Source organism: Sphingomonas sp. Root720 (assembly GCF_001428605.1).
Taxonomy (GTDB): Bacteria; Pseudomonadota; Alphaproteobacteria; order Sphingomonadales; family Sphingomonadaceae; genus Rhizorhabdus.
On record NZ_LMID01000012.1, the window covers coordinates 73,592 to 93,489 of the forward strand.

The 19,898-nt window shown below is 66.7% G+C and carries 21 protein-coding genes; 14 read left to right on the top strand and 7 right to left on the bottom strand.

Translation table 11 applies throughout. From position 1 onward, the window contains the following. Position 1: 1 nt before the first annotated feature. The gene (locus ASE22_RS15470) at positions 2-1,330 is read left to right on the top strand and encodes a peptide MFS transporter (RefSeq protein WP_056361515.1); all 1,329 of its coding nucleotides are present in this window, start codon (positions 2-4) and stop codon (positions 1,328-1,330) included. Positions 1,331-1,396: 66 nt separating this feature from the next. Continuing rightward, the gene (locus tag ASE22_RS15475) at positions 1,397-2,080 is read left to right on the top strand and encodes a helix-turn-helix domain-containing protein (RefSeq protein ID WP_235537388.1); all 684 of its coding nucleotides are present in this window, start codon (positions 1,397-1,399) and stop codon (positions 2,078-2,080) included. A gap of 104 nt (positions 2,081-2,184) precedes the next feature. On the opposite strand, the gene ASE22_RS15480 is transcribed toward ASE22_RS15475, so the two are convergent. Continuing rightward, on the bottom strand, positions 2,185-3,105 hold the full coding sequence (locus tag ASE22_RS15480) for a LysR family transcriptional regulator (protein ID WP_056361518.1): 921 nt from the start codon (positions 3,103-3,105) through the stop codon (positions 2,185-2,187). 207 nt (positions 3,106-3,312) lie between these two features. Between ASE22_RS15480 and ASE22_RS15485 the strand changes: the two genes are divergently transcribed. Genes ASE22_RS15485 through benD form a run of 4 tightly spaced genes read left to right on the top strand, consistent with a single transcriptional unit; the run spans position 3,313 to position 6,991 of the window. Continuing rightward, a complete protein-coding gene (locus ASE22_RS15485; RefSeq protein ID WP_056361521.1) occupies positions 3,313-4,686 on the top strand; it encodes a Rieske 2Fe-2S domain-containing protein in 1,374 nt (457 codons plus the stop codon). Next, positions 4,683-5,171, top strand: a complete 489-nt coding sequence (gene benB / locus ASE22_RS15490; RefSeq protein ID WP_056361524.1) for a benzoate 1,2-dioxygenase small subunit — start codon at positions 4,683-4,685, stop codon at positions 5,169-5,171. Before ASE22_RS15485 ends, benB begins: the two co-directional genes overlap by 4 nt. 24 nt (positions 5,172-5,195) lie before the next feature. Next, entirely contained in the window at positions 5,196-6,218 is a 1,023-nt protein-coding gene (gene benC / locus ASE22_RS15495) for a benzoate 1,2-dioxygenase electron transfer component BenC (RefSeq protein ID WP_056361526.1), read from the top strand. Next, positions 6,215-6,991, top strand: coding sequence for a benzoate diol dehydrogenase BenD (gene benD / locus ASE22_RS15500; protein WP_056361528.1), 777 nt, complete (start codon positions 6,215-6,217; stop codon positions 6,989-6,991). Before benC ends, benD begins: the two co-directional genes overlap by 4 nt. A gap of 10 nt (positions 6,992-7,001) precedes the next feature. Here the strand turns inward: benD and ASE22_RS15505 are convergent, their stop codons facing one another. After that, on the bottom strand, positions 7,002-7,208 hold the full coding sequence (locus tag ASE22_RS15505) for a DUF6356 family protein (RefSeq protein WP_200933126.1): 207 nt from the start codon (positions 7,206-7,208) through the stop codon (positions 7,002-7,004). A gap of 109 nt (positions 7,209-7,317) precedes the next feature. Between ASE22_RS15505 and ASE22_RS15510 the strand changes: the two genes are divergently transcribed. Continuing rightward, positions 7,318-7,791, top strand: a complete 474-nt coding sequence (locus tag ASE22_RS15510; RefSeq protein WP_056361536.1) for an Lrp/AsnC family transcriptional regulator — start codon at positions 7,318-7,320, stop codon at positions 7,789-7,791. A gap of 19 nt (positions 7,792-7,810) precedes the next feature. Here ASE22_RS15510 and ASE22_RS15515 read toward each other — a convergent pair whose 3' ends face one another. Then, positions 7,811-8,443: a TetR/AcrR family transcriptional regulator gene (locus ASE22_RS15515; protein WP_056361539.1), complete on the bottom strand. Its 633-nt coding sequence runs from the start codon at positions 8,441-8,443 to the stop codon at positions 7,811-7,813. A gap of 206 nt (positions 8,444-8,649) precedes the next feature. On the opposite strand from ASE22_RS15515, the gene ASE22_RS15520 reads away from it, so the two are divergent. Genes ASE22_RS15520 through ASE22_RS15550 form a run of 7 tightly spaced genes read left to right on the top strand, consistent with a single transcriptional unit; the run spans position 8,650 to position 14,572 of the window. Next, a complete protein-coding gene (locus tag ASE22_RS15520; RefSeq protein ID WP_056361542.1) occupies positions 8,650-10,851 on the top strand; it encodes a TonB-dependent receptor in 2,202 nt (733 codons plus the stop codon). Positions 10,852-10,877: 26 nt separating this feature from the next. After that, positions 10,878-11,255 carry a c-type cytochrome gene (locus tag ASE22_RS15525; RefSeq protein ID WP_235536452.1) on the top strand — a complete coding sequence of 126 codons (378 nt, stop codon included), beginning with the start codon at positions 10,878-10,880 and terminating at the stop codon, positions 11,253-11,255. An 18-nt stretch (positions 11,256-11,273) separates the two neighbouring features. Continuing rightward, entirely contained in the window at positions 11,274-12,419 is a 1,146-nt protein-coding gene (locus tag ASE22_RS15530) for an amine dehydrogenase large subunit (RefSeq protein ID WP_235537386.1), read from the top strand. After that, a complete protein-coding gene (locus tag ASE22_RS15535) occupies positions 12,416-12,967 on the top strand; it encodes a MauE/DoxX family redox-associated membrane protein (protein ID WP_056361545.1) in 552 nt (183 codons plus the stop codon). The genes ASE22_RS15530 and ASE22_RS15535 overlap by 4 nt, the downstream gene beginning before the upstream one ends. Then, positions 12,964-13,590, top strand: a complete 627-nt coding sequence (mauD, locus tag ASE22_RS15540; RefSeq protein ID WP_056361548.1) for a methylamine dehydrogenase accessory protein MauD — start codon at positions 12,964-12,966, stop codon at positions 13,588-13,590. Before ASE22_RS15535 ends, mauD begins: the two co-directional genes overlap by 4 nt. Next, positions 13,587-14,090, top strand: coding sequence for a methylamine dehydrogenase light chain (locus tag ASE22_RS15545; protein ID WP_056361551.1), 504 nt, complete (start codon positions 13,587-13,589; stop codon positions 14,088-14,090). Before mauD ends, ASE22_RS15545 begins: the two co-directional genes overlap by 4 nt. Positions 14,091-14,098: 8 nt before the next feature. After that, positions 14,099-14,572: a c-type cytochrome gene (locus tag ASE22_RS15550; RefSeq protein ID WP_056361554.1), complete on the top strand. Its 474-nt coding sequence runs from the start codon at positions 14,099-14,101 to the stop codon at positions 14,570-14,572. Positions 14,573-14,634: 62 nt separating this feature from the next. Here the strand turns inward: ASE22_RS15550 and ASE22_RS15555 are convergent, their stop codons facing one another. From ASE22_RS15555 to ASE22_RS15570, 4 genes are read right to left on the bottom strand one after another with little or no spacing between them, the layout of a single operon-like run. Then, on the bottom strand, positions 14,635-15,339 hold the full coding sequence (locus ASE22_RS15555; RefSeq protein WP_056361556.1) for a hypothetical protein: 705 nt from the start codon (positions 15,337-15,339) through the stop codon (positions 14,635-14,637). Beyond that, positions 15,336-16,445 carry a class II histone deacetylase gene (locus ASE22_RS15560; protein WP_056361560.1) on the bottom strand — a complete coding sequence of 370 codons (1,110 nt, stop codon included), beginning with the start codon at positions 16,443-16,445 and terminating at the stop codon, positions 15,336-15,338. The genes ASE22_RS15555 and ASE22_RS15560 overlap by 4 nt, the downstream gene beginning before the upstream one ends. Positions 16,446-16,464: 19 nt before the next feature. Then, complete coding sequence (locus ASE22_RS15565; protein ID WP_056361563.1) at positions 16,465-18,156, bottom strand: amidohydrolase; 1,692 nt, start codon at positions 18,154-18,156, stop codon at positions 16,465-16,467. A gap of 15 nt (positions 18,157-18,171) precedes the next feature. Continuing rightward, entirely contained in the window at positions 18,172-19,884 is a 1,713-nt protein-coding gene (locus ASE22_RS15570) for an amidohydrolase (RefSeq protein ID WP_056361566.1), read from the bottom strand. Positions 19,885-19,898 lie beyond the last annotated feature (14 nt).

Here is a 19,898-nt window from a genome sequence, read left to right on the forward strand (position 1 = left end):
CGTGACGGCCGGTCCCTTTGCCCCGTCACCCGCCGCGCCGGCGGCCCCCACGGGGGTCGCCGGCCGGACATTGTTCGGCCATCCGCCCGGCCTGACCAGCCTGTTCCTGACCCAGATGTGGGCCGAATTCTCCTATTTCGGCCTGCAGGCCCTGCTCGTCTACTACATGACCCGGCACCTGAACTTCTCGCAGGGGCAGTCGTCGCTGATCTACGGGCTCTATGGCGCGGCGGCCTTCTTCAGCCCCTTCTTCGGCGGCATCGTCGCCGACCGCTGGCTGGGCCGGAAGCGCAGCGTCGTCCTCGGCGGCGTGCTGATGATGATCGGCCATTTCCTGATGGCCTTCGAAGGCCTGCTGTTTCCCGCGCTCGCGCTCGTCGCGCTCGGCAACGGCCTGTTCATCCCGCCGCTCGCGGTGCAGGTGGGCAGTCTCTATGCCGAGGATGATCCCCGGCGCGCCCAGGCGTTCAGCGCCTATTATATGGGCATCAACCTGGGCGGCCTGCTGGCGCCGCTTGTCTGCGGCACGCTCGGCGAGCTCTATGGCTGGCATTGGGGCTTCTCCGCCGCGGGAATCGGCATGGCCGTCGGCCTGGCGATCTACCTCGGCTCCGCCCGGCTGCTGCCCCCTGAACCGGTGCTTGGACGGGCCGGCGGCGGCACCAAGGCTCCGCTCGGCCCCGCAGACTGGCGCAACCTCCGCCTGCTGCTGGGAATCGTGCTCGTGATCGTCCTGTTCCGCATCGCCTATGAACAGAGCGGCAATGTGATCGCGCTGTGGGTGGCGCACCAGACCGACCGGCACGTCACCATCCTCGGCCACGGAGTTGAGGTTCCCGCCACCTGGTTCCAGGCGGTGAACCCGCTCCTGATCATCCTCCTCACCCCGCTGCTGATGCGCTGGTGGCGCCGCCACGACCATGACGGCACTCCGGCCGCGTTGCTGCGCCGGATGAGCCTCGGCTGCGCGATCTCCGTGTTGTCGATGCTGGTGATGGTGGCCGCGGCGGCCGTCTATGGTTCGACGGGGCGGCCCGTCGGGTCGGGCTGGGTGCTGGTCTATTTCCTGTTCCTGACCGTGGGCGAACTGCTGACCCTGCCCGTCGGGCTCAGTCTGATCGGGATGCTGTCGCCGGTGCAGATCGCGGCGATGCTGATGGGGGCTTGGTACATCGCCAAGTTCCTCGGCAGCCTGCTCGCCGGGATCATGGGCGCCTATTGGGGCGTCATCCCCGCCACCGCCTTCTTCGCGATCGGCGCGCTGTCGGTGTCCGCCGCTGCCGTGCTCCTCCAGCTGATGAGCCGCCAGGCGCGCCTGTCCGCCGACTGATCCGTCGTCGGCCGCGATACCGACTCTATTCTCTGGTCAGGATTACTCGGTTCAATTACCTGCCGAGTGAAGCACGATGCAGGGGTGGCGGCCGTCCATATGAGCGAGGCAAAGACGTTGGGCAGCCTGGTGGGCGCTATCCGGCGCGACCGGAAGTGGACGCTCAAGCAGATGAGCGACGTCGTCGGCATTCCGCTTTCGACGCTCGGCAAGGTCGAAAGCGACAAGCTTTCGCTCAGCTATGAAAAGATTCAGCTGCTTGCCAGGAGGCTGGGCATGTCGATGGCCGATTTCTTCGGTCAGGCGGACGGAAGCGAGCATGGCTCCAAGCCGGTGACCGCGCGGAGGAGCCTGACCGGCACCGGAAATTCGGTAACGATCGAAACCCATAATTATCGCCACGACTATCTCTGCTCGGATCTGACGCACAAGCGGATGGTGCCGATCGTCACCGAGGTGAAGGCCCGCACTCTCGAGGAGTTCGGCGAGCCGGTCAGCCATCCGGGAGAAGAGTTCGTCTTCGTTCTGGAGGGCGCGATCGAGGTCCATCTGGAATTCTATACGCCGACCGTCATCAGGCAGGGGCAAGGCATCTACATCGACAGCCAGATGCGCCATTGCTACATCCTGCACGATTGCGACCGCGCGCTGGTACTGGGCGTGTGCGCAGGCGACGATGCGGACCTGCAATCGACTCTCGTCGATCTCGCCAAGGCCGACCAGGAAGCGATCCAACCCGCCCGCGGGTAACGCGCTCGACATGTCGACGGCGACCAGTGAGCCGCGCTCGCGGGGCCGGACGGCCGGGCCGCGCGGCAAGATGGAGGCGCCCGCGCCGGGGCGAGGTCAGCTGTTCAAAAGCGGCCCAGTCCTTCCGGCACCTCATAGCCCCATTCGGCATATTTACGCGCGATCACGTCGGCCATCAGCAGCAGCGGCGACGAGCGGTCGGCAATGCGGTGGCTCATGATGATGGGGGATGTCGCTCGCTCGGAGAGCGGGCGGTAGCGGACGTCCTCGACCCGCGAGCGACGCACCGAGTCGGGGACGATGCAGATCCCCTCCTCGGCCGCGACCAGCCCGATCGCGGTCTGCAGCTCGCGCGCCTCATGGGCGACGCGGGGCGTGAAGCCATTGTCGCGGAAGAGCGATATGACCTGGTCGGCATAGCTCGGCCGGGGCTCGCGCGGGTAGAGGATCAGCGGTTCGTCGGCGATATCGGCCAGCGGCAGCGGGTCTTCGGCATCGGCCAGCCTATGGCTGGCCGGCAACGCAGCGATCAGCTCCTCCTCGCGCAGGATCACCCGTCGCACCGCCGGATCGTCGAAGCGGATGCGGCCGAAGCCGATGTCGATCCGTCCTTCCTTGAGCGCGGCGATCTGGTCGAGGCTCACCATCTCGACCAGATTGAGCTGGATGTCGGGCGCGGTCGCGCGGAACTCGCGGATCAGCGCGGGCAGGCGCGCATAGATGGTCGAGGCGACGAAGCCGATCACGCAGTGCCGCTTCTCGGACGACAGCGCGCGGCCCATCATCGAGCGCATCTCCTCGGCCCGGCTAAGCAGCTGGACCGCCTGCTCGTAGAACAGCCGGCCGACCGGGGTCGGCCGAAGCGGCCGGGCCGAGCGGTCGATCAGCTGCGCGCCGACCTCCTCCTCCAACTGCTGGATCTGCCGGCTGAGCGGTGGCTGGGCGATGTGCAGCCGCTCCGCGGCACGCGTGAAATTGCCTTCATTGGCGACGGTCACAAAATATCGAAGCTGCCGCAAATCCACTGCACCATACCTTCAAAGCATCATTTTCAGACTTCATCAGTCTTGGCCCAGACCGTCAATTCACCGTAATATCTGGACAACAAGCGCAGGATGAGACCATCTGGCCGAAGAAAATCCATACCTTAATGGTAGATTTTCCGCCAGCCCGCATTCCATCGACGAGGGCTGAGGCCGGACCGGTCGTCCGCGCGCAGCAGGAGAGGACGCATGCCAGGCCTTTTGGAGCGAATCGAGGGTGCCGTCATCGAGGACCGCGAGCGCGGGGTCTATCGCTGCCGGCGCGACATCTTCACCGATCCGGAGATGTTCGAGCTGGAGATGAAGCATCTCTTCGAGGGCAATTGGGTATTCCTGGCGCATGACAGCCAGATCCCCGAGGCCAACGACTATTTCACCACCTGGATCGGCCGCCAGCCGGTCGTCGTCACCCGCGACAAGGCGGGCGAGCTCCATGCCCTGGCCAATGCCTGCGCGCACCGGGGCGCGATGCTGTGCCGCCGCAAGCATGGCAACAAGGGCAGCTTCACCTGCCCCTTCCACGGCTGGACCTTCAGCAATACGGGCAAGCTGCTCAAGGTGAAGGACGGCAAGACCGGCGACTATCCCCCCGGCTTCAACACCGAGGGATCGCACGATCTGAAGCCGGTCGCGCGCTTCGAGAATTATCGCGGCTTCCTGTTCGGCAGCCTCAATCCCGACGTCCTCCCGCTGGAGAAGCATCTCGGCACCACCCGCACGATCATCGACCAGATCGTCGATCAGGCACCCGAAGGGCTGGAGGTGCTGCGCGGCAATTCCTCCTATGTCTTCGACGGCAACTGGAAGCTCCAGATGGAGAATGGCGCCGACGGCTATCATGTCAGCTCGGTCCACTGGAACTACAGCGCGACGATGAGCCACCGTAATTACACGGCCGAAGGCACCCGTACCGTCGACGCCAATGGCTGGTCGAAGAGCGTCGGCGGCGTCTACGGCTTCGAGAACGGCCATATCCTGCTGTGGACCAACCTGCTCAATCCCGAGGTGCGGCCGGTTTATGCGCATCGCGAGGCGCTCGAACGGCGGCTCGGCAAGGACCGCGCCGATCTCATCGTCGGGCAGACCCGCAACCTGTGCGTCTACCCCAATGTCTATCTGATGGACCAGTTTTCCACGCAGATCCGGGTCGTGCGGCCGATCGCCGTCGACCGGACCGAGGTGACGATCTACTGCTTCGGCCCGAAGGGCGAAAGCGACCGCGAACGCGCCACCCGCATCCGCCAATATGAGGATTTCTTCAACGTCAGCGGCATGGGCACGCCCGACGACCTGGAGGAGTTCCGTGCCTGCCAGACCGGCTATGCCGGCACCGGTGCGCTGTGGAACGACCTCAGCCGCGGCGCGGTCCGCTGGATCGATGGCCCCGACGACAATGCCCGGGCGATGGGCCTGGCGCCGCTGCTGAGCGGCGAGCGCAGCGAGGACGAGGGGCTTTTCGTCCGGCAGCACCATTATTGGGCGCAGGCGCTGCGCGAAGGCTTGATCCGTGACGGCCACGCTGCCGGAGCCGAGGCCGAACGCTCGGCGGGGGTCGCCGCATGACCGCGTCGCTTCCGGAGGTCGCCAACTTCCTCTACCGCGAGGCGCGCCTGCTCGACGATCGGCTATGGGACGAATGGCTGACCTGCTATTCGCCCGCGGCGGTCTACTGGATGCCGGCCTGGGACGACGACGACCGGCTGGTCGAGGATCCCGAGAAGCATATCTCGCTGATCTACTATCCCAATCGCGACGGACTGGAGGACCGGGTCTTCCGGATCAAGACCGAGCGGTCGGGCGCCAGCACCCCGGAGCCCCGGACCAGCCACAACATCGCCAATATCGAGCTGCTGGGCCAGCGCGGCGACCAGCTCGACCTGCGCTTCAACTGGCACACGCTCAGCCACCGCTACAAGGTCACGGACAGCTTCTTCGGTACGTCCTTCTACACGCTGGAGCTGGGCGGCGCGCAGCCGCTGATCCTGCACAAGAAGATCGTGCTGAAGAGCGATTATATCCACCAGGTCATCGACATCTACCACGTCTGATGCCGGCCGCGCCGAAAGGACAGCATGACATATCGCATCGCACTCACCTTCGAGGATGGCGCCACGCGCATCATCGACTGCCGAGCGGGCGAGAAGCTGCTCGACGCGGCCTATCGGCAGAAGGTCAACCTGCCGATGGATTGCTCGGACGGGGTCTGCGGCACCTGCAAATGCCGGTGCGAGCAGGGCAGCTATGATCTGGGCGACGACTATGTCGACGATGCGCTGACCGCCGACGAGGCGGCCGCGGGCCTGGTCCTGACCTGCCAGATGGTCCCCGAGTCCAACTGCGTGGTCGCGGTGCCGGTCCCGTCCTCGGCCTGCAAGGTAGCGCCGGCCGAGCACGGCGCCGAGGCGGTCGCGGTCGAGCTCGTCTCGGACAGCACGATCATCCTCACGCTGAAGCTCGACCGGCCGGACGCGCTGGGCTTCCTGCCGGGCCAATATGTCAACCTGACCGTCCCCGGCACCGGCCAGCACCGCTCCTATTCGTTCAGTTCCAGGCCCGGTGCCGGCGAGGCCAGCTTTCTGATCCGCAACCTGCCCGACGGACTGATGAGCCGGTGGCTGGCCGAGGAGGCGAAACCCGGCGCGCGGATGAGCTTCGTCGGGCCGTTCGGCAGCTTCTTCCTGCGCGCCGTCGATCGACCCGTGCTGATGCTGGCGGGCGGGACCGGGCTGGCGCCCTTGCTGTCGATGCTCGAGATACTCGCCGACGAGGGCACCGACCAGCCGGTCCACCTGATCTACGGCGTCACCCGCCCCCGCGACCTCGTCGAGATCGACCGGATCGAGGCACTGGCTGCCCGACTGCCGACCTTCAGCTGGGCAAGTTGCGTCGTCGATCCGAACGGCGACCATGTCCTCAAGGGCTATGTCACCGACCATCTGGGCGACGAACATCTCCATGGCGGGGATTGCGACATCTATCTGTGCGGCCCCCCACCGATGGTCGAGGCGGTACGCGGCTTCCTGCGCGACAAGGACGTGGAGCCCGCCAACTTCCATTACGAGAAGTTCGCCGCCAGCGATCCGGTGCCGGCATGATCTTCCCCGGTCGCTTCGCGGGCAAGGCGATCGTCGTCACCGGCGCCGCCCAGGGGATCGGCCGCGCGGTGGCACTCCGCGCGGCGGCGGAGGGCGGCCGGGTGCTGTTCGTCGACCGCGCCGATTTCGTCGGCGAGGTCGCGGCCGAGGCAGGCGACACGGCCCATGCCTTCGCCTGCGACCTCGAAACCCATGAAGGCGCTGTCGCGGCGATGGCCGAGGCCGCACGCCGGTTCGGGGGCATCGACATATTGATCAACAATGTCGGCGGCGCGATCCGCATGCGGCCTTATGCTGCGTTCGAGCCCGCCCAGATCGAGGCCGAGATACGCCGGTCGCTGATGCCGACGCTATGGGGCTGTCATGCGGTTTTGCCGCATCTGCTGGCACGCGGCGGCGGGACGATCGTCAACGTCTCGTCGAACGCGACGCGCGGCATCCACCGCGTCCCCTATTCGGCGGCCAAGGGCGGGATCAACGCGCTGACCCGAAGCCTGGCGATGGAATATGCTGCGCACAATATCCGCGTCGTCGCGACCGCGCCGGGGGGCACCGAGGCGCCGCCGCGCCGCATCCCGCGCAATGCGGAGGGCGACAGCGCCGAGGAGAAGGCGTGGATGGCCGAGGTCGTCGACCAGGTGACGACATCGACCTTCACCAAGCGCTACGGGTCGATCGACGAGCAGGTCGCGCCGATCCTGTTCCTGGCGTCGGACGAGGCGAGCTACATCACCGGCGACGTGCTGCCGGTCGCGGGCGGCGATCTCGGCTGAACCGATCGGCCTAACGCCGCCGGTTCGCGACCATCCGGTCGTGCAGGCGGCGGATCGTGTTGCTGCCGGTCGAGACGAACCAGCCGGGGATCAGCGCATGGACGATGCACGCCACTCCCGCGAAGATCATCGACAGGCCGAAACCCGACGCATGCACCATATGCTGGAAATAGGTTTCCCCCACCGATGCGGGATGATCGGTCAACAGACGTCGCACAGAGCAGCTCCCCAATATTGATATGGGAGTAGAATTATCGCTATAATCTGGGAATTACTCTCTTCGTTTCCGGCATTTTGCCGATATATGCAGAAAGAATATCCTATCCATGGCCCATAAGGAGGAAATCTCTCTCGACCGGTTCGATCGGCGAATCCTCCAGGAGCTCCAGCGCGACGCGACCCTCTCCAACGCCGAGCTCGCACGGCGGGTCGGCCTGTCGGCGACGCCCTGCTGGAATCGGGTGAAGCGCCTGCAGGAAACCGGCATAACATCGGGCACCGTCACGCTGGTCGACCGCGAGAAGATCGGACTCGGCATTACCGTCTTCGTCGCGATCAAGACCAATCATCATTCCAGCGACTGGCTGTCCGCCTTTGCCGAGCATGTGAGCAGTCTTCCGGAGGTGACCGAATTCTACCGGATGAGCGGCGAGATCGATTATCTGCTCAAGATCGTCGCCGCCGACATCGCCGACTATGACCGCATCTACAAGAAGCTCATCGACGGCGTCACGATCAGCGACGTCAGCTCGTCCTTCGCGATGGAGCAGATCAAATATACGACGGAGGTCCCCGTCTGACGGCCCCGCTCGCCGGTCCTCAGCCGACCGGCGGCACGACGCGCGGCAGGACGACAGGCAGGTAGAGCGACAGATAGGCACAGGTGGCGCGGGCCGCCTCGCCGTCGAATTCGCCGGTGATATGGCCGTGCCGGATCACCGACAGGCCGAAGAAGAGATCGGCGATCTCGATCCCGCGAAAGAATATCTCGGGCGTATCGGCCAGCTCGGGCAGCTGGAAATGGGCGGAGATCTGGTCCTTGAGCAGGGCGGCGACCGCAAAATCGTTCTGCCTGTCCTTCAGCTTGATCGCCGACGGGCTCTTGGGTCCGATCAACAGCTGCATCGCGTCGCGGTTGCCGTTGAAGAAAGCCGCGCCCCGACCGATGAAGATGGTCGCGACCTGCCGCCAGTCATTGCACCCGTCGGTCGACAGCTGCTCGAGATAGGCCTGCAGTTCGAGTTCCATGTCGCTTGCCGCGGCCTCGAACACCTCGAGCACGTGCGAGAAGAAATGGTAGGCCGAACTTTTCGGAATGCCCGCTTCATCGGCGATGTCGGTCAGCGAAATCTCGTCGATCTCGTGCGCGCGCAAGAGTTTCCGACCCGCTTCGACCAGCGCGGCCCTGCGCGTCCGTCCCCGTTCCTGCGTCCGTCTGGCCAACCCGCTCATAACTCCACGAGGCCGCTATTGCGCCGGCCCGATCGCTGAACTGGGAGATCGGTCCAAGCGAGTCAAGTCGAATCTAGACCGAACTAAATTCGGCTATTTTACCGGAAGCCCTCACCGGAATGGCGCGGAATCGCCTTTACAAATCGCGGGCACTCGACGTATTTTACTCGAAACAATTCGAATAACCCGGGAGGGAAAGGGGATATATGAAGACCGCACCACGCCCGATGCACCGCTGGGTGAAGCTTGCGCTGCTGGCCGGAACGATGCTGGCGCCCGTAGCCGCCATGGCGCAGGACGCCGCCGACGACACCGGCGAGATCGTCGTCACCGCGCAGAAGCGCGAACAGAAGCTGCAGGACATCGGCCTGTCGGTCACCGCGATCGGCGGCGCCATGCTCGATGCGGTGGGGCGTCAGGACATGACCGCGCTCGCCGCCCAGGTGCCGGGCCTGCAGGTCGCCTCGTACAGCCCGACGATCACCGTCTTCAACATCCGCGGCGTGTCGCAGAACGACTTCGCCGATTCGCAGGAGGCGCCGATCGCCTTCTACAATGACGAAGTCTATGTCAGCGCGCTCGGCGCGATCAGCGGCCAGATGTTCGACCTCGAGCGCATGGAAATCCTGCGCGGCCCGCAGGGCACGCTGTTCGGCCGCAACGCCACCGGCGGCCTCGTCCAGGCGATCACCAAGCGCCCGACCCGCGAGCTCGAAGGCTATGCCACGCTGACCGTCGGCAGCTATGGCCAGATCGCCAGCGAAGGCGCGATCAGCGGCCCGCTCAGCGAGCGCGTCCGCGCCCGCCTGTCGTTCACCAGCGACCATCATGGCGGCTATATCGAGAACCGCGTCGGTCGCGACATCGGCAATGCGCGCTTCTATGGCGGTCGCCTGCAGGTCGAGGCGGACGTCGGCGACAGCGGCACCCTGCTGGTCAAGCTGCAGGGCCTGCGCAACGACCATGAGACGAGCGGCGGCCTCTACAGCCATGTCGCCGCGGGTTTCGACGCCGACGGGCTGGGCTTCGCGCTCGGCCCGAACGAGGATTTCTGGGGCACCTGCGGCGGCTGCGACGCTTTCGGCTACAAGGAGCCCGACAAGGACCCCTTCACCGGCTCGTTCGACCGGATCGGTTTCTTCGACCGCAAATATTGGAGCGCCACGGTCCGCTACGAGCAGGATTTCGGCGGCGCCAAGCTGACCTCGATCACCGATTACCAGGACCTGCGGAAGCGCTTCGGCGAGGATTCGGACATGCAGCCGAGCCCGATCTTCCACTATGACACCGCGCAGGATCTCTACCAGCTGTCGCAGGAACTGCGCCTGTCGGGCGACACCGATCGCTTCACCTGGCTGGCCGGCGTCTACGGCCTGAAGATCAAGACCGACAACGACTATCAGATCGACGCGGCGCCGATCCTCGGCCTGCTGGAAAATTATGGCGGTCGGCAGAAGACCGATTCGATCGCGTTCTTCGGCCAGGCGGAATATAAGCTCAGCGACCTGCTCAGCTTCACGGTCGGCGGCCGCTACAGCTGGGACCGCAAGACCTATGATTTCGCTCATGCCGAGAATGGCGTGCAGGATTTCGTCTTCAACCGGGCGACCGACCCCGATCTCGCCAAGCAGACCTTCAAGAACTGGTCGGGCAAGGTCCAGGTCGACTATCGCCCGACCGACGACGTGCTGATCTACGCCAGCGTCAACCGCGGTACCAAGAGCGGCGGCTTCGGCGTCCAGGCCTTCACCCCGATCGACCCGGCGACGCTGCCTTACGACCAGGAAGTGCTGACCAACTACGAGGCCGGCTACAAGCTGACGCTGCTCGACCGCAAGGTCACCTTCAACGGCGCGATCTTCCACTACGACTATAAGGATTATCAGGCCTTCACCCTGCAGGGCCTGTCGCAGATCGTCGCCAACGTTCCCGCGCGGGTGACCGGCATCGAATCCGAGCTGGTGCTCCGCCCGGCACGCGGCCTGATGCTGTCGGGCTTCCTCACCTGGCTCGACACCAAGGTGAAGGGCATCACGCTGCCCAGCGGCCGCGTCACCGACCGCAAGATGCCGCAGGCGCCGAAATGGAGCATCGGCGGCATGGCGCGCTACGCCTTCCCGGTCGGCCCGGGCCAGCTCGCGCTGCAGACCGACTGGAAATATGATGCGTCGCTCTACTTCTCGACCTTCAACGCGCCGATCGACCGCGAATCGTCGCGCATCGTCGGCAATGCCCGCATCTCCTGGGCGACCGACGACGATCACTGGACGATCGCGGCCTTCGTGAACAACCTGACCGACAAGGAATACCGGATCTACAATCTCGATCTCGGCGCCTCCTTCGGCTTCGCCAACCAGAGCTATGCGCGTCCGCGCTGGTTCGGCGGCAGCGTCGGCTACAGCTTCTGATGATCGGATCCCGGGAGAAAAGGCCGGTGCGGCCGATCGTTGGAATCGCCATGCTGCTGACGGGGCTGGCCGCGCTGCCGGCCCCGGCTGCCGCCGCCGCAGGGAATGCCGCGAACGGCGCGACGATATTCAAGCGCTGCGCCGTCTGCCACAGCGTCGAGCCCGGCAAGCGGGCCGGCATGGGTCCAAATCTGTCGGGAGTGATCGGGCGCAAGGCGGGGACGAGCGACTTCGCCTATTCGCCCGCGATGAAGGCGGCCGCCGTCAAATGGTCGCCAGCCGCGCTCGACACTTTCCTGACCCGACCCGCCGCCATGATCAAGGGCTCGCGCATGGCGTTCGCGGGCCTGCCCAACCAGCAGGATCGGGCGGACGTCATCGCCTATCTCGCTACCCGGAAATAGCCCGACCGCCGGAGGACCATGATGAAGACACTCACCGCTCTCGCCGCGCTCTGCCTCGCCGCTGCGGCCCCGGCCTGGGCCCAGCTCCAGCCCGAGGAGCTGAAGTTGGAAAGCCTGGCCGAGACCATGCAGCCGCACTGGGTCTGGCTGAACGACATATCGTTCGACCGCATGCTCGACGGCCGCGCCTATCTGGTCGATGCCGACGCGGGCAACATGCTGGGCATGATCAGCAGCGGCTATGGCCATGGCATCCTGATGCTCGCCGAGGACGGCAAGACTCTCGCCGTTCCCTCGACCTTCCTGGCGCGCGGCACCCGCGGCGAGCGCACCGACGTCGTGACCTTCTACAAGACGTCGGACCTGACGCCCGGCGCCGAGCCGGTGATCCCGGCCAAGCGTTATAACGGCATGCCTTTCCTGTCGGTGTCGCCGGTGATGCCGGGCGGCCGCTTCGGCCTGGTCTACAACTTCACCCCCGAGCAGTCGGTCACCGTGATCGACATGCAGGCGCAGAAGATGGTCGGCGAATATCCGACGTCGGGCTGCAGCCTGGTCTACCCGACCGGCCCGTCGAAATTCTTCCTGATCTGCGGCGACGGCGCGCTCCAGGCCGCGACGCTCGATGCCGAGGGCAAGGTGACGCTCGGCAAGACCTCGAAGAAGCTGTTCGCCGACGACGATCCCGTTACCGAGAAGGGCGTGTGGACCGGCAGCCAGTGGCTGTTCTTCACCTATTCCGGCAAGGTCTACGTCATCGACCACGGCAAGGACGTGCCGGCGATCGCCAAGACCTGGTCGCTGGCAGGGGCGGACGGGAAGGACTGGCGCCCCGGCGCGCTGCAGACCGCCGCCTATCATCGCGGCACCGGCCGGCTCTACGTGCTGATGCACAAGGGTGGCCTCGACACCCACAAGGAGCCCGGCACCGAGATCTGGGTCTATGATGCCGCCAAGGGCACCCGCATCGAACGCATCCCGCTCGAGACCCCGGCGATGTCGGTGGCGGTCAGTCAGGACGACAAGCCGCTGCTCTACACCACCATGTTCGGCGAGACCGACCTCAAGGTCCGCGACGCGATGACCGGCAAATTGCTGCGCAAGATCGACGGCTTCGGCCCGACGATGACGATCATCCAGCCGGCGCCGGTTCCCGCGAAGTGAGCGGCATCGACATCCTCCCGGTGTTGGTGGCGGACGTGCTGCTGGGCGGGCTGTTCCTGCTCGGCGGTGCGGCCAAGGCGAAGGACTTCGCCGGCTTCACCGGTACGCTGGCGGCTTATATGTTGGTACCCGAAGCGCTGCTCGCTCCCGCCGCCGCCGCGATCGTCGCGGTCGAGCTGGCGGCGGGCGTCGCCGCGATCGGGGCGGTTGCCGTCGGCAGCCAGGCGGCGATGGGCGTGATCGCCGCGCTGCTGCTGCTCTACGCGGCGGCGATGGGGATCAACATCGCGCGCGGTCGCACCCATATCGACTGCGGCTGCCTCGGCTTCGGCACCGCCCGTGCCTCGCTTGGCTGGGAACTGGTCGGGCGCAACATGCTGCTCGCGGCGATCGCGCTGGCGGTGTTCGCGCTGCCGGTGGCGCCCCGAGCGCTCGGCGCGGTCGATGCGATCTCGGGCCTCGGCGCCATCGCCGCCCTGGCGCTCCTATATCTTGGTTTCGGACAATATAGTGCGGTGCGCTTGCACGGGAAGGCGGTGCTCAAATGAATGAGATCTTTCTGACGGCGTTCGCGCTGCAATGGGTGGTGATCGTCGCCATGGGCCTGCTGATGCTCGGCCTGTTCCGCCAGGTCGGCATGCTCCACGAACGGCTTGGCCCGGTCGGCGCGCTGACCCTGTCGGGCGGTTCCAGGGTCGGTGAGGTTGCCCCCTCCTTCGACCTGCCGAGCCTGACCGGCGGCGACGTCGTCGTCGGGGGTGCGGCCAGCGACGGGCGTTCGACCCTGCTGTTCTTCGTCTCGCCGACCTGCCCGATGTGCAAGTCGATGCTGCCGATCGTGACGGCGATCGCGCGCGAGAATGCCGACACGACCCGGCTGGTCTTCGCCAGCGACGGCGACGAGCCGGCGCAGATGAAGATGATCGTCCAGCAGAAGCTGGCCGACCACCCCTTCGTCCTTTCGACCGACCTCGGCCGCGCCCACGGCGTCGGCAAGCTGCCCTATGCCGTGCTGCTCGGCCCGGACGGCACGGTCGCGTCGAAGGGACTCGTCAACAATCGCGAGCATGTGGAAAGCCTGTTCGAGGCTCAGCGCACCGGCATCGCGTCGATCCAGGAATATGCGGCGCGCCGTGACGCGCAGCGGGCACATACGGGAGCTGCCAAATGACCAGGCTGGACAGGATCATGGAGCGGATGAGCCGCTCGACCGCGCGCGGCATCTCGCGCCGGAGCTTCTTCGGGCGGGCGACGGCCTTCGGCTTCGCGGCGGCGATGCCGCTTCTCCCCGTGTCGCGCGCCAATGCTGCGCAGCAACCGGGCGAGAGCGGCGATCCGCAGTCGTGCGATTACTGGCGCTACTGCGCGATCGACGGCTTCCTCTGCTCGTGCTGCGGCGGCAGCACATCGTCCTGCCCGCCAGGCACCGAGCCGTCGCCGATCACCTGGGTCGGCACCTGCCGCAACCCGGTCGACAACCGCGACTATGTGATCAGCTACAATGATTGCTGCGGCAAGTCGGGCTGCGGCCGCTGCATGTGCAACCGCAACGAAGGCGACAAGCCGATTCACCAGCCGTCGGGATCGAACGACATCAACTGGTGCCTCGGGACCCAGGTCGGCATGATCTACAACTGCTCGACCGCGGTCGTGCTCGGCGCCGCCGACTAGGGCAGCCGATGCGTCCGCGTCTCCTCCTCGCCGCATCCCTGTTCTGCGCCACGGCGGTCGTCGTGGCGCAGGCGGGGGCGACGGCCTCCGGCGGCACGGCGCCGAACATGGCGAGCAACGGGCGCAAGCCGCACGTCAACTATATGACCGAATGCCAGGGCTGCCACATGCCCGACGGCCGCGGCATCGCCGGCCATGTGCCGTCGATGAAGGGCGAGGTGTATCGCTTCCTCGACGTCCCCGGCGGCCGGGCCTTCCTCGTCCAGGTGCCGGGGTCGGCCAATTCGAAGCTCAGCGACGCCGACCTGTCGTCGCTGCTCAACTGGCTGATCCCGAAGATGGGCGGGCCGGCCGAGGGAGCCTTCAAGCCCTACACCCCCGAGGAGGTCGCCGCCTATCGCGCGCGGCGGATGGTGGACGTCGTCAACACCCGCGCGGCGCTGATCACGCGCTTCCCGGCCGAGGCTCCGAAGGCGAACTGACGCCGGCTCCCCTCCCCGTCATGCCGGTCTCATTTCAGCATGGCCAAGGCGTTGGGAACCGGTCAGCCCTTCACGTCGCGCATCAGCCGGTAGAGCGTCTCGCAGTCGGCGCCGCAGCCGCCGGCGCCGCCCAGCTTCTGCTGGATGCGACGCACGGTCTCCTCCGCCGCCGCGTCCGAATCCGCCGACAGTTCGAACAGGACGAGCTGCTTCGGCACCGTGACCGGATCGTGCATCAGCACCTGGTAGAGCGTGTAGGGCACCGCGCTGCCCGCCAGCCCGCCGTCGACGACGGCGCGGATCGCCCCCGCCGACACGCCCGCCGAGCGATGGAGATAGAGATGCGTCGGCCTGGCCGCGCCGTCCTTGCGCGCGCCGTCGCCCGCCCGCTCGTAATAGAGGCGCTCGGTGACCTTGATCAGCGGCGTGCCGCGCCCGACCTGGTCCATCCGCCAGCTCGCCATCAGCATCGCGATGATCGTCTTGTCGATGTCCGGCGACATGATCTGGTAGAGCGCGACATAGGGCTTCTCGCCCGTAAGGGCGTGGCCGCGCCGCGCCCGCTCATAGCCGGGCACCTCGAGCACGTCGGGGATGTCGATATCGTCGTACCAATGATCGAACTCGGCGGCGCGCGCCGGATCGAGATTGTGCGACTTGACCATCATCAGCCATTCCTGTGGCTCGGCGGCGGGAGCCGCCGACGCCAGCATCGTCAGCAGCAGTCCGGCGGCCGCGCCGCGCAGCAGCGCCGGACGCCGCCTCATTTCGCCAGTCCCGCGACCAGCCGGTCGATCCACTGGCGGTGGAATTCGGCCGCCTCGGGTCCCGGTTGCCAGGCCTCGGCCATCTCCAGCACCGGATCGACGACGGCGGTCCGCTCACCGCTCAGCGCCTCCAGCACGGCATGGCCGCAGAAGGGCACATAGGCCTCGGCATAACCGCCCTCATGAACGATGACGAGCTTGCCGCCGCACAGCCGCGCGGCGGTGTCGAGCATCTTCTGCGTCAGCAGGCGATAGCTCTCGCTGTGCAGCAGCATGCGGGCAAGCGGGTCGACGCTGTTCGCGTCCAGCCCGTTCGCGACGATGATCAGCTCGGGCCGGAAATCGTCGAGCGCCGGGATCACCAGGTCGTCGAACGCCTGGACATAGGCGTCATGCCCGGCCCCGGCCGGCAGAGGTATGTTGAGGTTGTAGCCGAGGCCGGCGCCTTCGCCGCGATCCTCGGCACCGCTATAGCCCGGCGGGAAGCAGCGGTCCTGGTGGATCGAGATGGTGAGTATGTCGGCGCGGTCGTAGAAGATCGACTGGGTGCCGTTGCCGTGATGGACGTCCCAGTCGACCACCGCGACCCGCGAGATGCCGTGGCGCGCCTTCGCCGCCTCGATCGCGATCGGGATGTTGGCGAGCAGGCAGAAGCCCATCGGCGTGTCGGCGAGGCAATGGTGGCCCGCCGGGCGGCAGAGCGCATAGGCATTGTCCACCTTGCCGCCCAGCACGTCGTCGACCGCCGCGATAGCGAGCCCGCAGGACAGCATCGCGATCTCGAACCCGCCCTTGCTGAACGGCGCGAGATGGCCGAGGTCGCCGCCGCCGGCGTCGCTCGTCGCCTTGAAACGGTCGATATAATCGCGCGGATGGACGCGGCAGACATCCTCGACCGTCGCCGCCACCGCCTCGGGCATCGTCAGCTTGCGGGTCAGGCCCGATGCGTTGGCGAGGTTGAGCAGGCGGCGCTTGGAATCGGGCGTGTCGGCGCCCGCCGTGCCGCTCGGCGGCTGCACCCAGTCGCCGATCGGCAGGAACAGCGCCTGCATGCCGGTGGCGTGCCAGAAGGTGCGCTCGTCGGTGTAGAAGCCGGTACGGGACATGGGTGTTCCTTCGTCTCTGTCAGTTGGCGGTCAGCGGCGGCGGATTGGCCGCGTCGTAGACGAGCTCGCCGTCGACGAACGTCATCCGCACCCTGGTGTCGTGGATCTCGGTGACCGGAACCTTGAACGGGTTCTTCTCGGTCACGACGATGTCGGCGTGCATGCCCGGTTCGATCGAACCGACCAGGTCGCGGTCGCCCATCGCGGCGGCGGCGTTCTCGGTATAGATGCGCAGCGCCTGCTCGAGGGTGACGCGCTCGTCGGGGGCGATCGTCTTGTCGCCGCCGCCCGGCTTCTGGCGGGTGATCATCGTCTCGATCGCGAGCCACGGATTGACCGAGGGGACGACCGCCCAGTCCGATCCGGCGATGATGTTGGCACCGCTGTCGAGCGCTTCCCTGATCGGGATGAAGCGCTTCATCATCTCGTCGCCGACCGCGTTGCGGACATCGACGTCGGTGATCTGGGTCGGATACCAGATATAGGGCGAGAATTCCCAGGTCAGGTGCAGCGCCCGCGCGCGCGGGATGTCCGCCCGGTCGACGAAGGTGCTGTGGCCGATCTCGTGCGCCGAGCCGCCCCAGCCGTTGACCTTGCGGGCATGTTCGACCGCGTCGATCGCCGAGCGCACTGCCCCGTCGCCGACCGCATGGAACTTCACGTGCAGGCCCATCCGGTCGAACCGCGCGACGCCCTCGTCGAGCGCCGGCTGCGGGATCATCAGCATGCCGGTCTTGTGCGGATCGCTGTGATAGGGGTGCAGCATCGCCGCGGTCAGGCTCTCGGTCGGCACGCCGTCCATGAAGATCTTGACGCAGTCGGTCTTGAAGCGCGGTGCCGCATAGTCGGCGCGGGTGCGGATCAGCCTCTCGCCGTCGGCGTCGCCGGGCGACCAGACGATGCAGCCCCGCGCCCGCTGCTTGATGATGCCGTCCTTCGACAGGCCGGACAGGGTGCGGACATTGCCGACCCGCACCGAGGCATCGGTGAAGGACGTGATGCCGAAGGACAGCATCTGCCGCGTCGACAGGGTCATCGCCTTGCGCTTCAGCGCATCGGACGGCTCGGGCATCGCCTTCTCGATCAGGTCGGCGGCATTCTCCCGGAACAGGCCGGTGGGCTCACCCTTGGCGTCGCGCTCGATGATGCCGCCGGCCGGGTCGGCGGTGGTGCGGGTGACGCCCGCCGCCGCGATCGCCTTGCTGTTCGCCCAGACGCTGTGATGCGCCTCGTCCGACAACATCACCGGGTTGTTCGGGGCGACCTTGTCGAGGAAGCCGCGATTCTGCTCGCCCTTGGCGAAGGAGCCCGCCGACCAGTTGCCGCCGACGATCCAGTCGCCGGGCTTGGCCTTCGCCGCGCATTCCTTGATCCGCGCCGCGATCACCGCCGGCTTGGCGGCATAGCCGAAGCCGCAGGCGAATTGCTCCAGCCCGGCGAACTGGGTGTGGACGTGCATGTCGTGTAGGCCGGGAAACACCGCCGCGCCCTTCAGGTCGACCACCCTGGAAGCATCGCCCCGGAAGGGCTCGATCGCCCTGGCGTCGCCGACCGCGACGATTACCCCGCCCCGGATCGCCAGCGCCTCGGCCCAGCCCTTCGGGGTGTAGACCTGCCCGTTGAGCAGGATCGTGTCGGCGGGCGCCTCGGCCATCGCCGTGCCCGCCAGAAGCAATGCGCCGAGCGCGATCGCCTTCGCCGCCATAGCCATCGCGGTCTCTCCCTCTTATTCGACGGTCAGCGGCGGCGGGTTGGCCGCGTCATAGACCAGCTCGCCGTCGATGAAGGTCATCCGGACCTTGGTGTCGTGGATCTCGGTGGCCGCCACCTCGAACGGGTTCTTGTCGACGACGATGATGTCCGCCCTCATCCCGCGCTCGATCGAACCGACCATGTCGCGGTCGCCCATCAGCCGGGCGCCATTCTCGGTGAAGATCCGGATCGCCTGGTCGACGGTCACCCGCTCCCCGGCGCCGATGCTTTCCGTGCCGCCGCCGGGCGACTGCCGGGTCACCATCGTCTCGATCGCCAGCCAGGGATTGACCGAGGGCACCACCGGCCAGTCCGAGCCGACGACGACATTGGCCCCGCTGTCCAGCCCCTCCTTGATCGGGGTAAAGCGGTCGAGCATCTCGTCGCCCACCGCGCGGCGGACATCGACCGAGACGATCGGCGTGGGATACCAGATATAGGGCGAGAACTCCCAGGTCAGGTTGAGCGGCCGCGCCCGCGGGATGTCCGCGCGGTCGACGAAGCTGTTATGCGCCAACTCGTGCGACGAACCGCCCCAGCCATTGGTCTTGCGGGCATATTCCACCGCGTCGATCGCGGCGCGCACCGCGCCGTCGCCGGCGGCGTGGAACTTCATGTGCAGGCCCATCCGGTCGAACCGCGCAACCGCCTCGTTCAGGGCGGGCTGCGGCACCATCAATATGCCCTTGGCCTTGGGGTCGTCGGCCGCCGTTCCCGGATAGGGATGGACCATCGCCGCAGTGTGGCTCTCGGTCGGGACGCCGTCGAGCATGAACTTGACGCAGTCGGTCTTGAAGCGCGGCGTCGCATAGCTGGCGCGCGTCTCGATCAGTCGCTCGGCCGCCTCGTCGCCGGGCGACCACAGCACGCAGCCGCGCATGCGCTGCTTGATGATCCCCTCGCCCGACAGGCCGGACAGCGTCTTCATATTGTCGACCGCGATCAGCGCATCGGTGAAGGACGTGATGCCCTGTGCGAGCATCTGGCGCGCGGCCAGCGTCGCCGCGGCGCGCTTCGCCGCATCGCCGGGCTCGGGAATCGCCCGCTGCATCGTGAAGGACGCCGCTTCGCGCAGCACCCCGGTCGGGTTACCCTTCGCATCGCGGTCGATCACCCCGCCCTCGGGGTTCTTCGTGTCGCGGGTGATGCCGGCGAGCGCCAGCGCCCTGGAATTGGCCCAGCCGCTATGGTGCGATTCGTCGAGCAGGAAGACCGGGTTGTTGGGCGCGACCTTGTCGAGGAAGGCGCGGTTCTGCTCGCCCTTCCCGAACACCGCGCCGACCCAGTTGCCGCCGACGATCCACGCGCCGGACTGTGCCTTGCTGGCACATTGTCTCACCCGCGCCGCGATCTCGGCGGGCTTGGCGCCATAGGGGAAGCCACAGCTATATTGCTGGAGCCCCGCCATCAGGAGATGGGCGTGCATGTCGTGCAGCCCCGGAAGCACCGTGGCGCCTTTCAGGTCGAGGACCGTCGACGCATCGCCCTTATAGGCATCCACCGCCTTGGCGTCGCCCACCGCGACGATCACGCCGTCGCGGACCGCAACCGCTTCCGCCCAGCCGGTGGGCGTATGGACCCGGCCGTTCAGCAGGATGGTATCGGCGGGCTTCTCCGCCGCGAAGGCCGCCGTCGCGGCCGCCAGCGCGAGCACTCCGCCCGCCATCAGCTTCGCCATCATCCGCATCGCCCGTCTCCCCT

What these genes read in the sequence shown, in the direction of transcription:
- ASE22_RS15485 (WP_056361521.1), top strand. Translation starts at nt 3,313, where the DNA reads ATGCCAGGCCTTTTGGAGCGAATCGAGGGTGCCGTCATCGAGGACCGC.
- benB (WP_056361524.1), top strand. Translation starts at nt 4,683, where the DNA reads ATGACCGCGTCGCTTCCGGAGGTCGCCAACTTCCTCTACCGCGAGGCG.
- benC (WP_056361526.1), top strand. Translation starts at nt 5,196, where the DNA reads ATGACATATCGCATCGCACTCACCTTCGAGGATGGCGCCACGCGCATC.
- benD (WP_056361528.1), top strand. Translation starts at nt 6,215, where the DNA reads ATGATCTTCCCCGGTCGCTTCGCGGGCAAGGCGATCGTCGTCACCGGC.
- ASE22_RS15510 (WP_056361536.1), top strand. Translation starts at nt 7,318, where the DNA reads ATGGCCCATAAGGAGGAAATCTCTCTCGACCGGTTCGATCGGCGAATC.
- ASE22_RS15515 (WP_056361539.1), bottom strand. Translation starts at nt 8,443, where the DNA reads ATGAGCGGGTTGGCCAGACGGACGCAGGAACGGGGACGGACGCGCAGG.
- ASE22_RS15520 (WP_056361542.1), top strand. Translation starts at nt 8,650, where the DNA reads ATGAAGACCGCACCACGCCCGATGCACCGCTGGGTGAAGCTTGCGCTG.
- ASE22_RS15530 (WP_235537386.1), top strand. Translation starts at nt 11,274, where the DNA reads ATGATGAAGACACTCACCGCTCTCGCCGCGCTCTGCCTCGCCGCTGCG.
- mauD (WP_056361548.1), top strand. Translation starts at nt 12,964, where the DNA reads ATGAATGAGATCTTTCTGACGGCGTTCGCGCTGCAATGGGTGGTGATC.
- ASE22_RS15545 (WP_056361551.1), top strand. Translation starts at nt 13,587, where the DNA reads ATGACCAGGCTGGACAGGATCATGGAGCGGATGAGCCGCTCGACCGCG.
- ASE22_RS15550 (WP_056361554.1), top strand. Translation starts at nt 14,099, where the DNA reads ATGCGTCCGCGTCTCCTCCTCGCCGCATCCCTGTTCTGCGCCACGGCG.
- ASE22_RS15555 (WP_056361556.1), bottom strand. Translation starts at nt 15,339, where the DNA reads ATGAGGCGGCGTCCGGCGCTGCTGCGCGGCGCGGCCGCCGGACTGCTG.
- ASE22_RS15560 (WP_056361560.1), bottom strand. Translation starts at nt 16,445, where the DNA reads ATGTCCCGTACCGGCTTCTACACCGACGAGCGCACCTTCTGGCACGCC.
- ASE22_RS15565 (WP_056361563.1), bottom strand. Translation starts at nt 18,156, where the DNA reads ATGGCTATGGCGGCGAAGGCGATCGCGCTCGGCGCATTGCTTCTGGCG.
- ASE22_RS15570 (WP_056361566.1), bottom strand. Translation starts at nt 19,884, where the DNA reads ATGCGGATGATGGCGAAGCTGATGGCGGGCGGAGTGCTCGCGCTGGCG.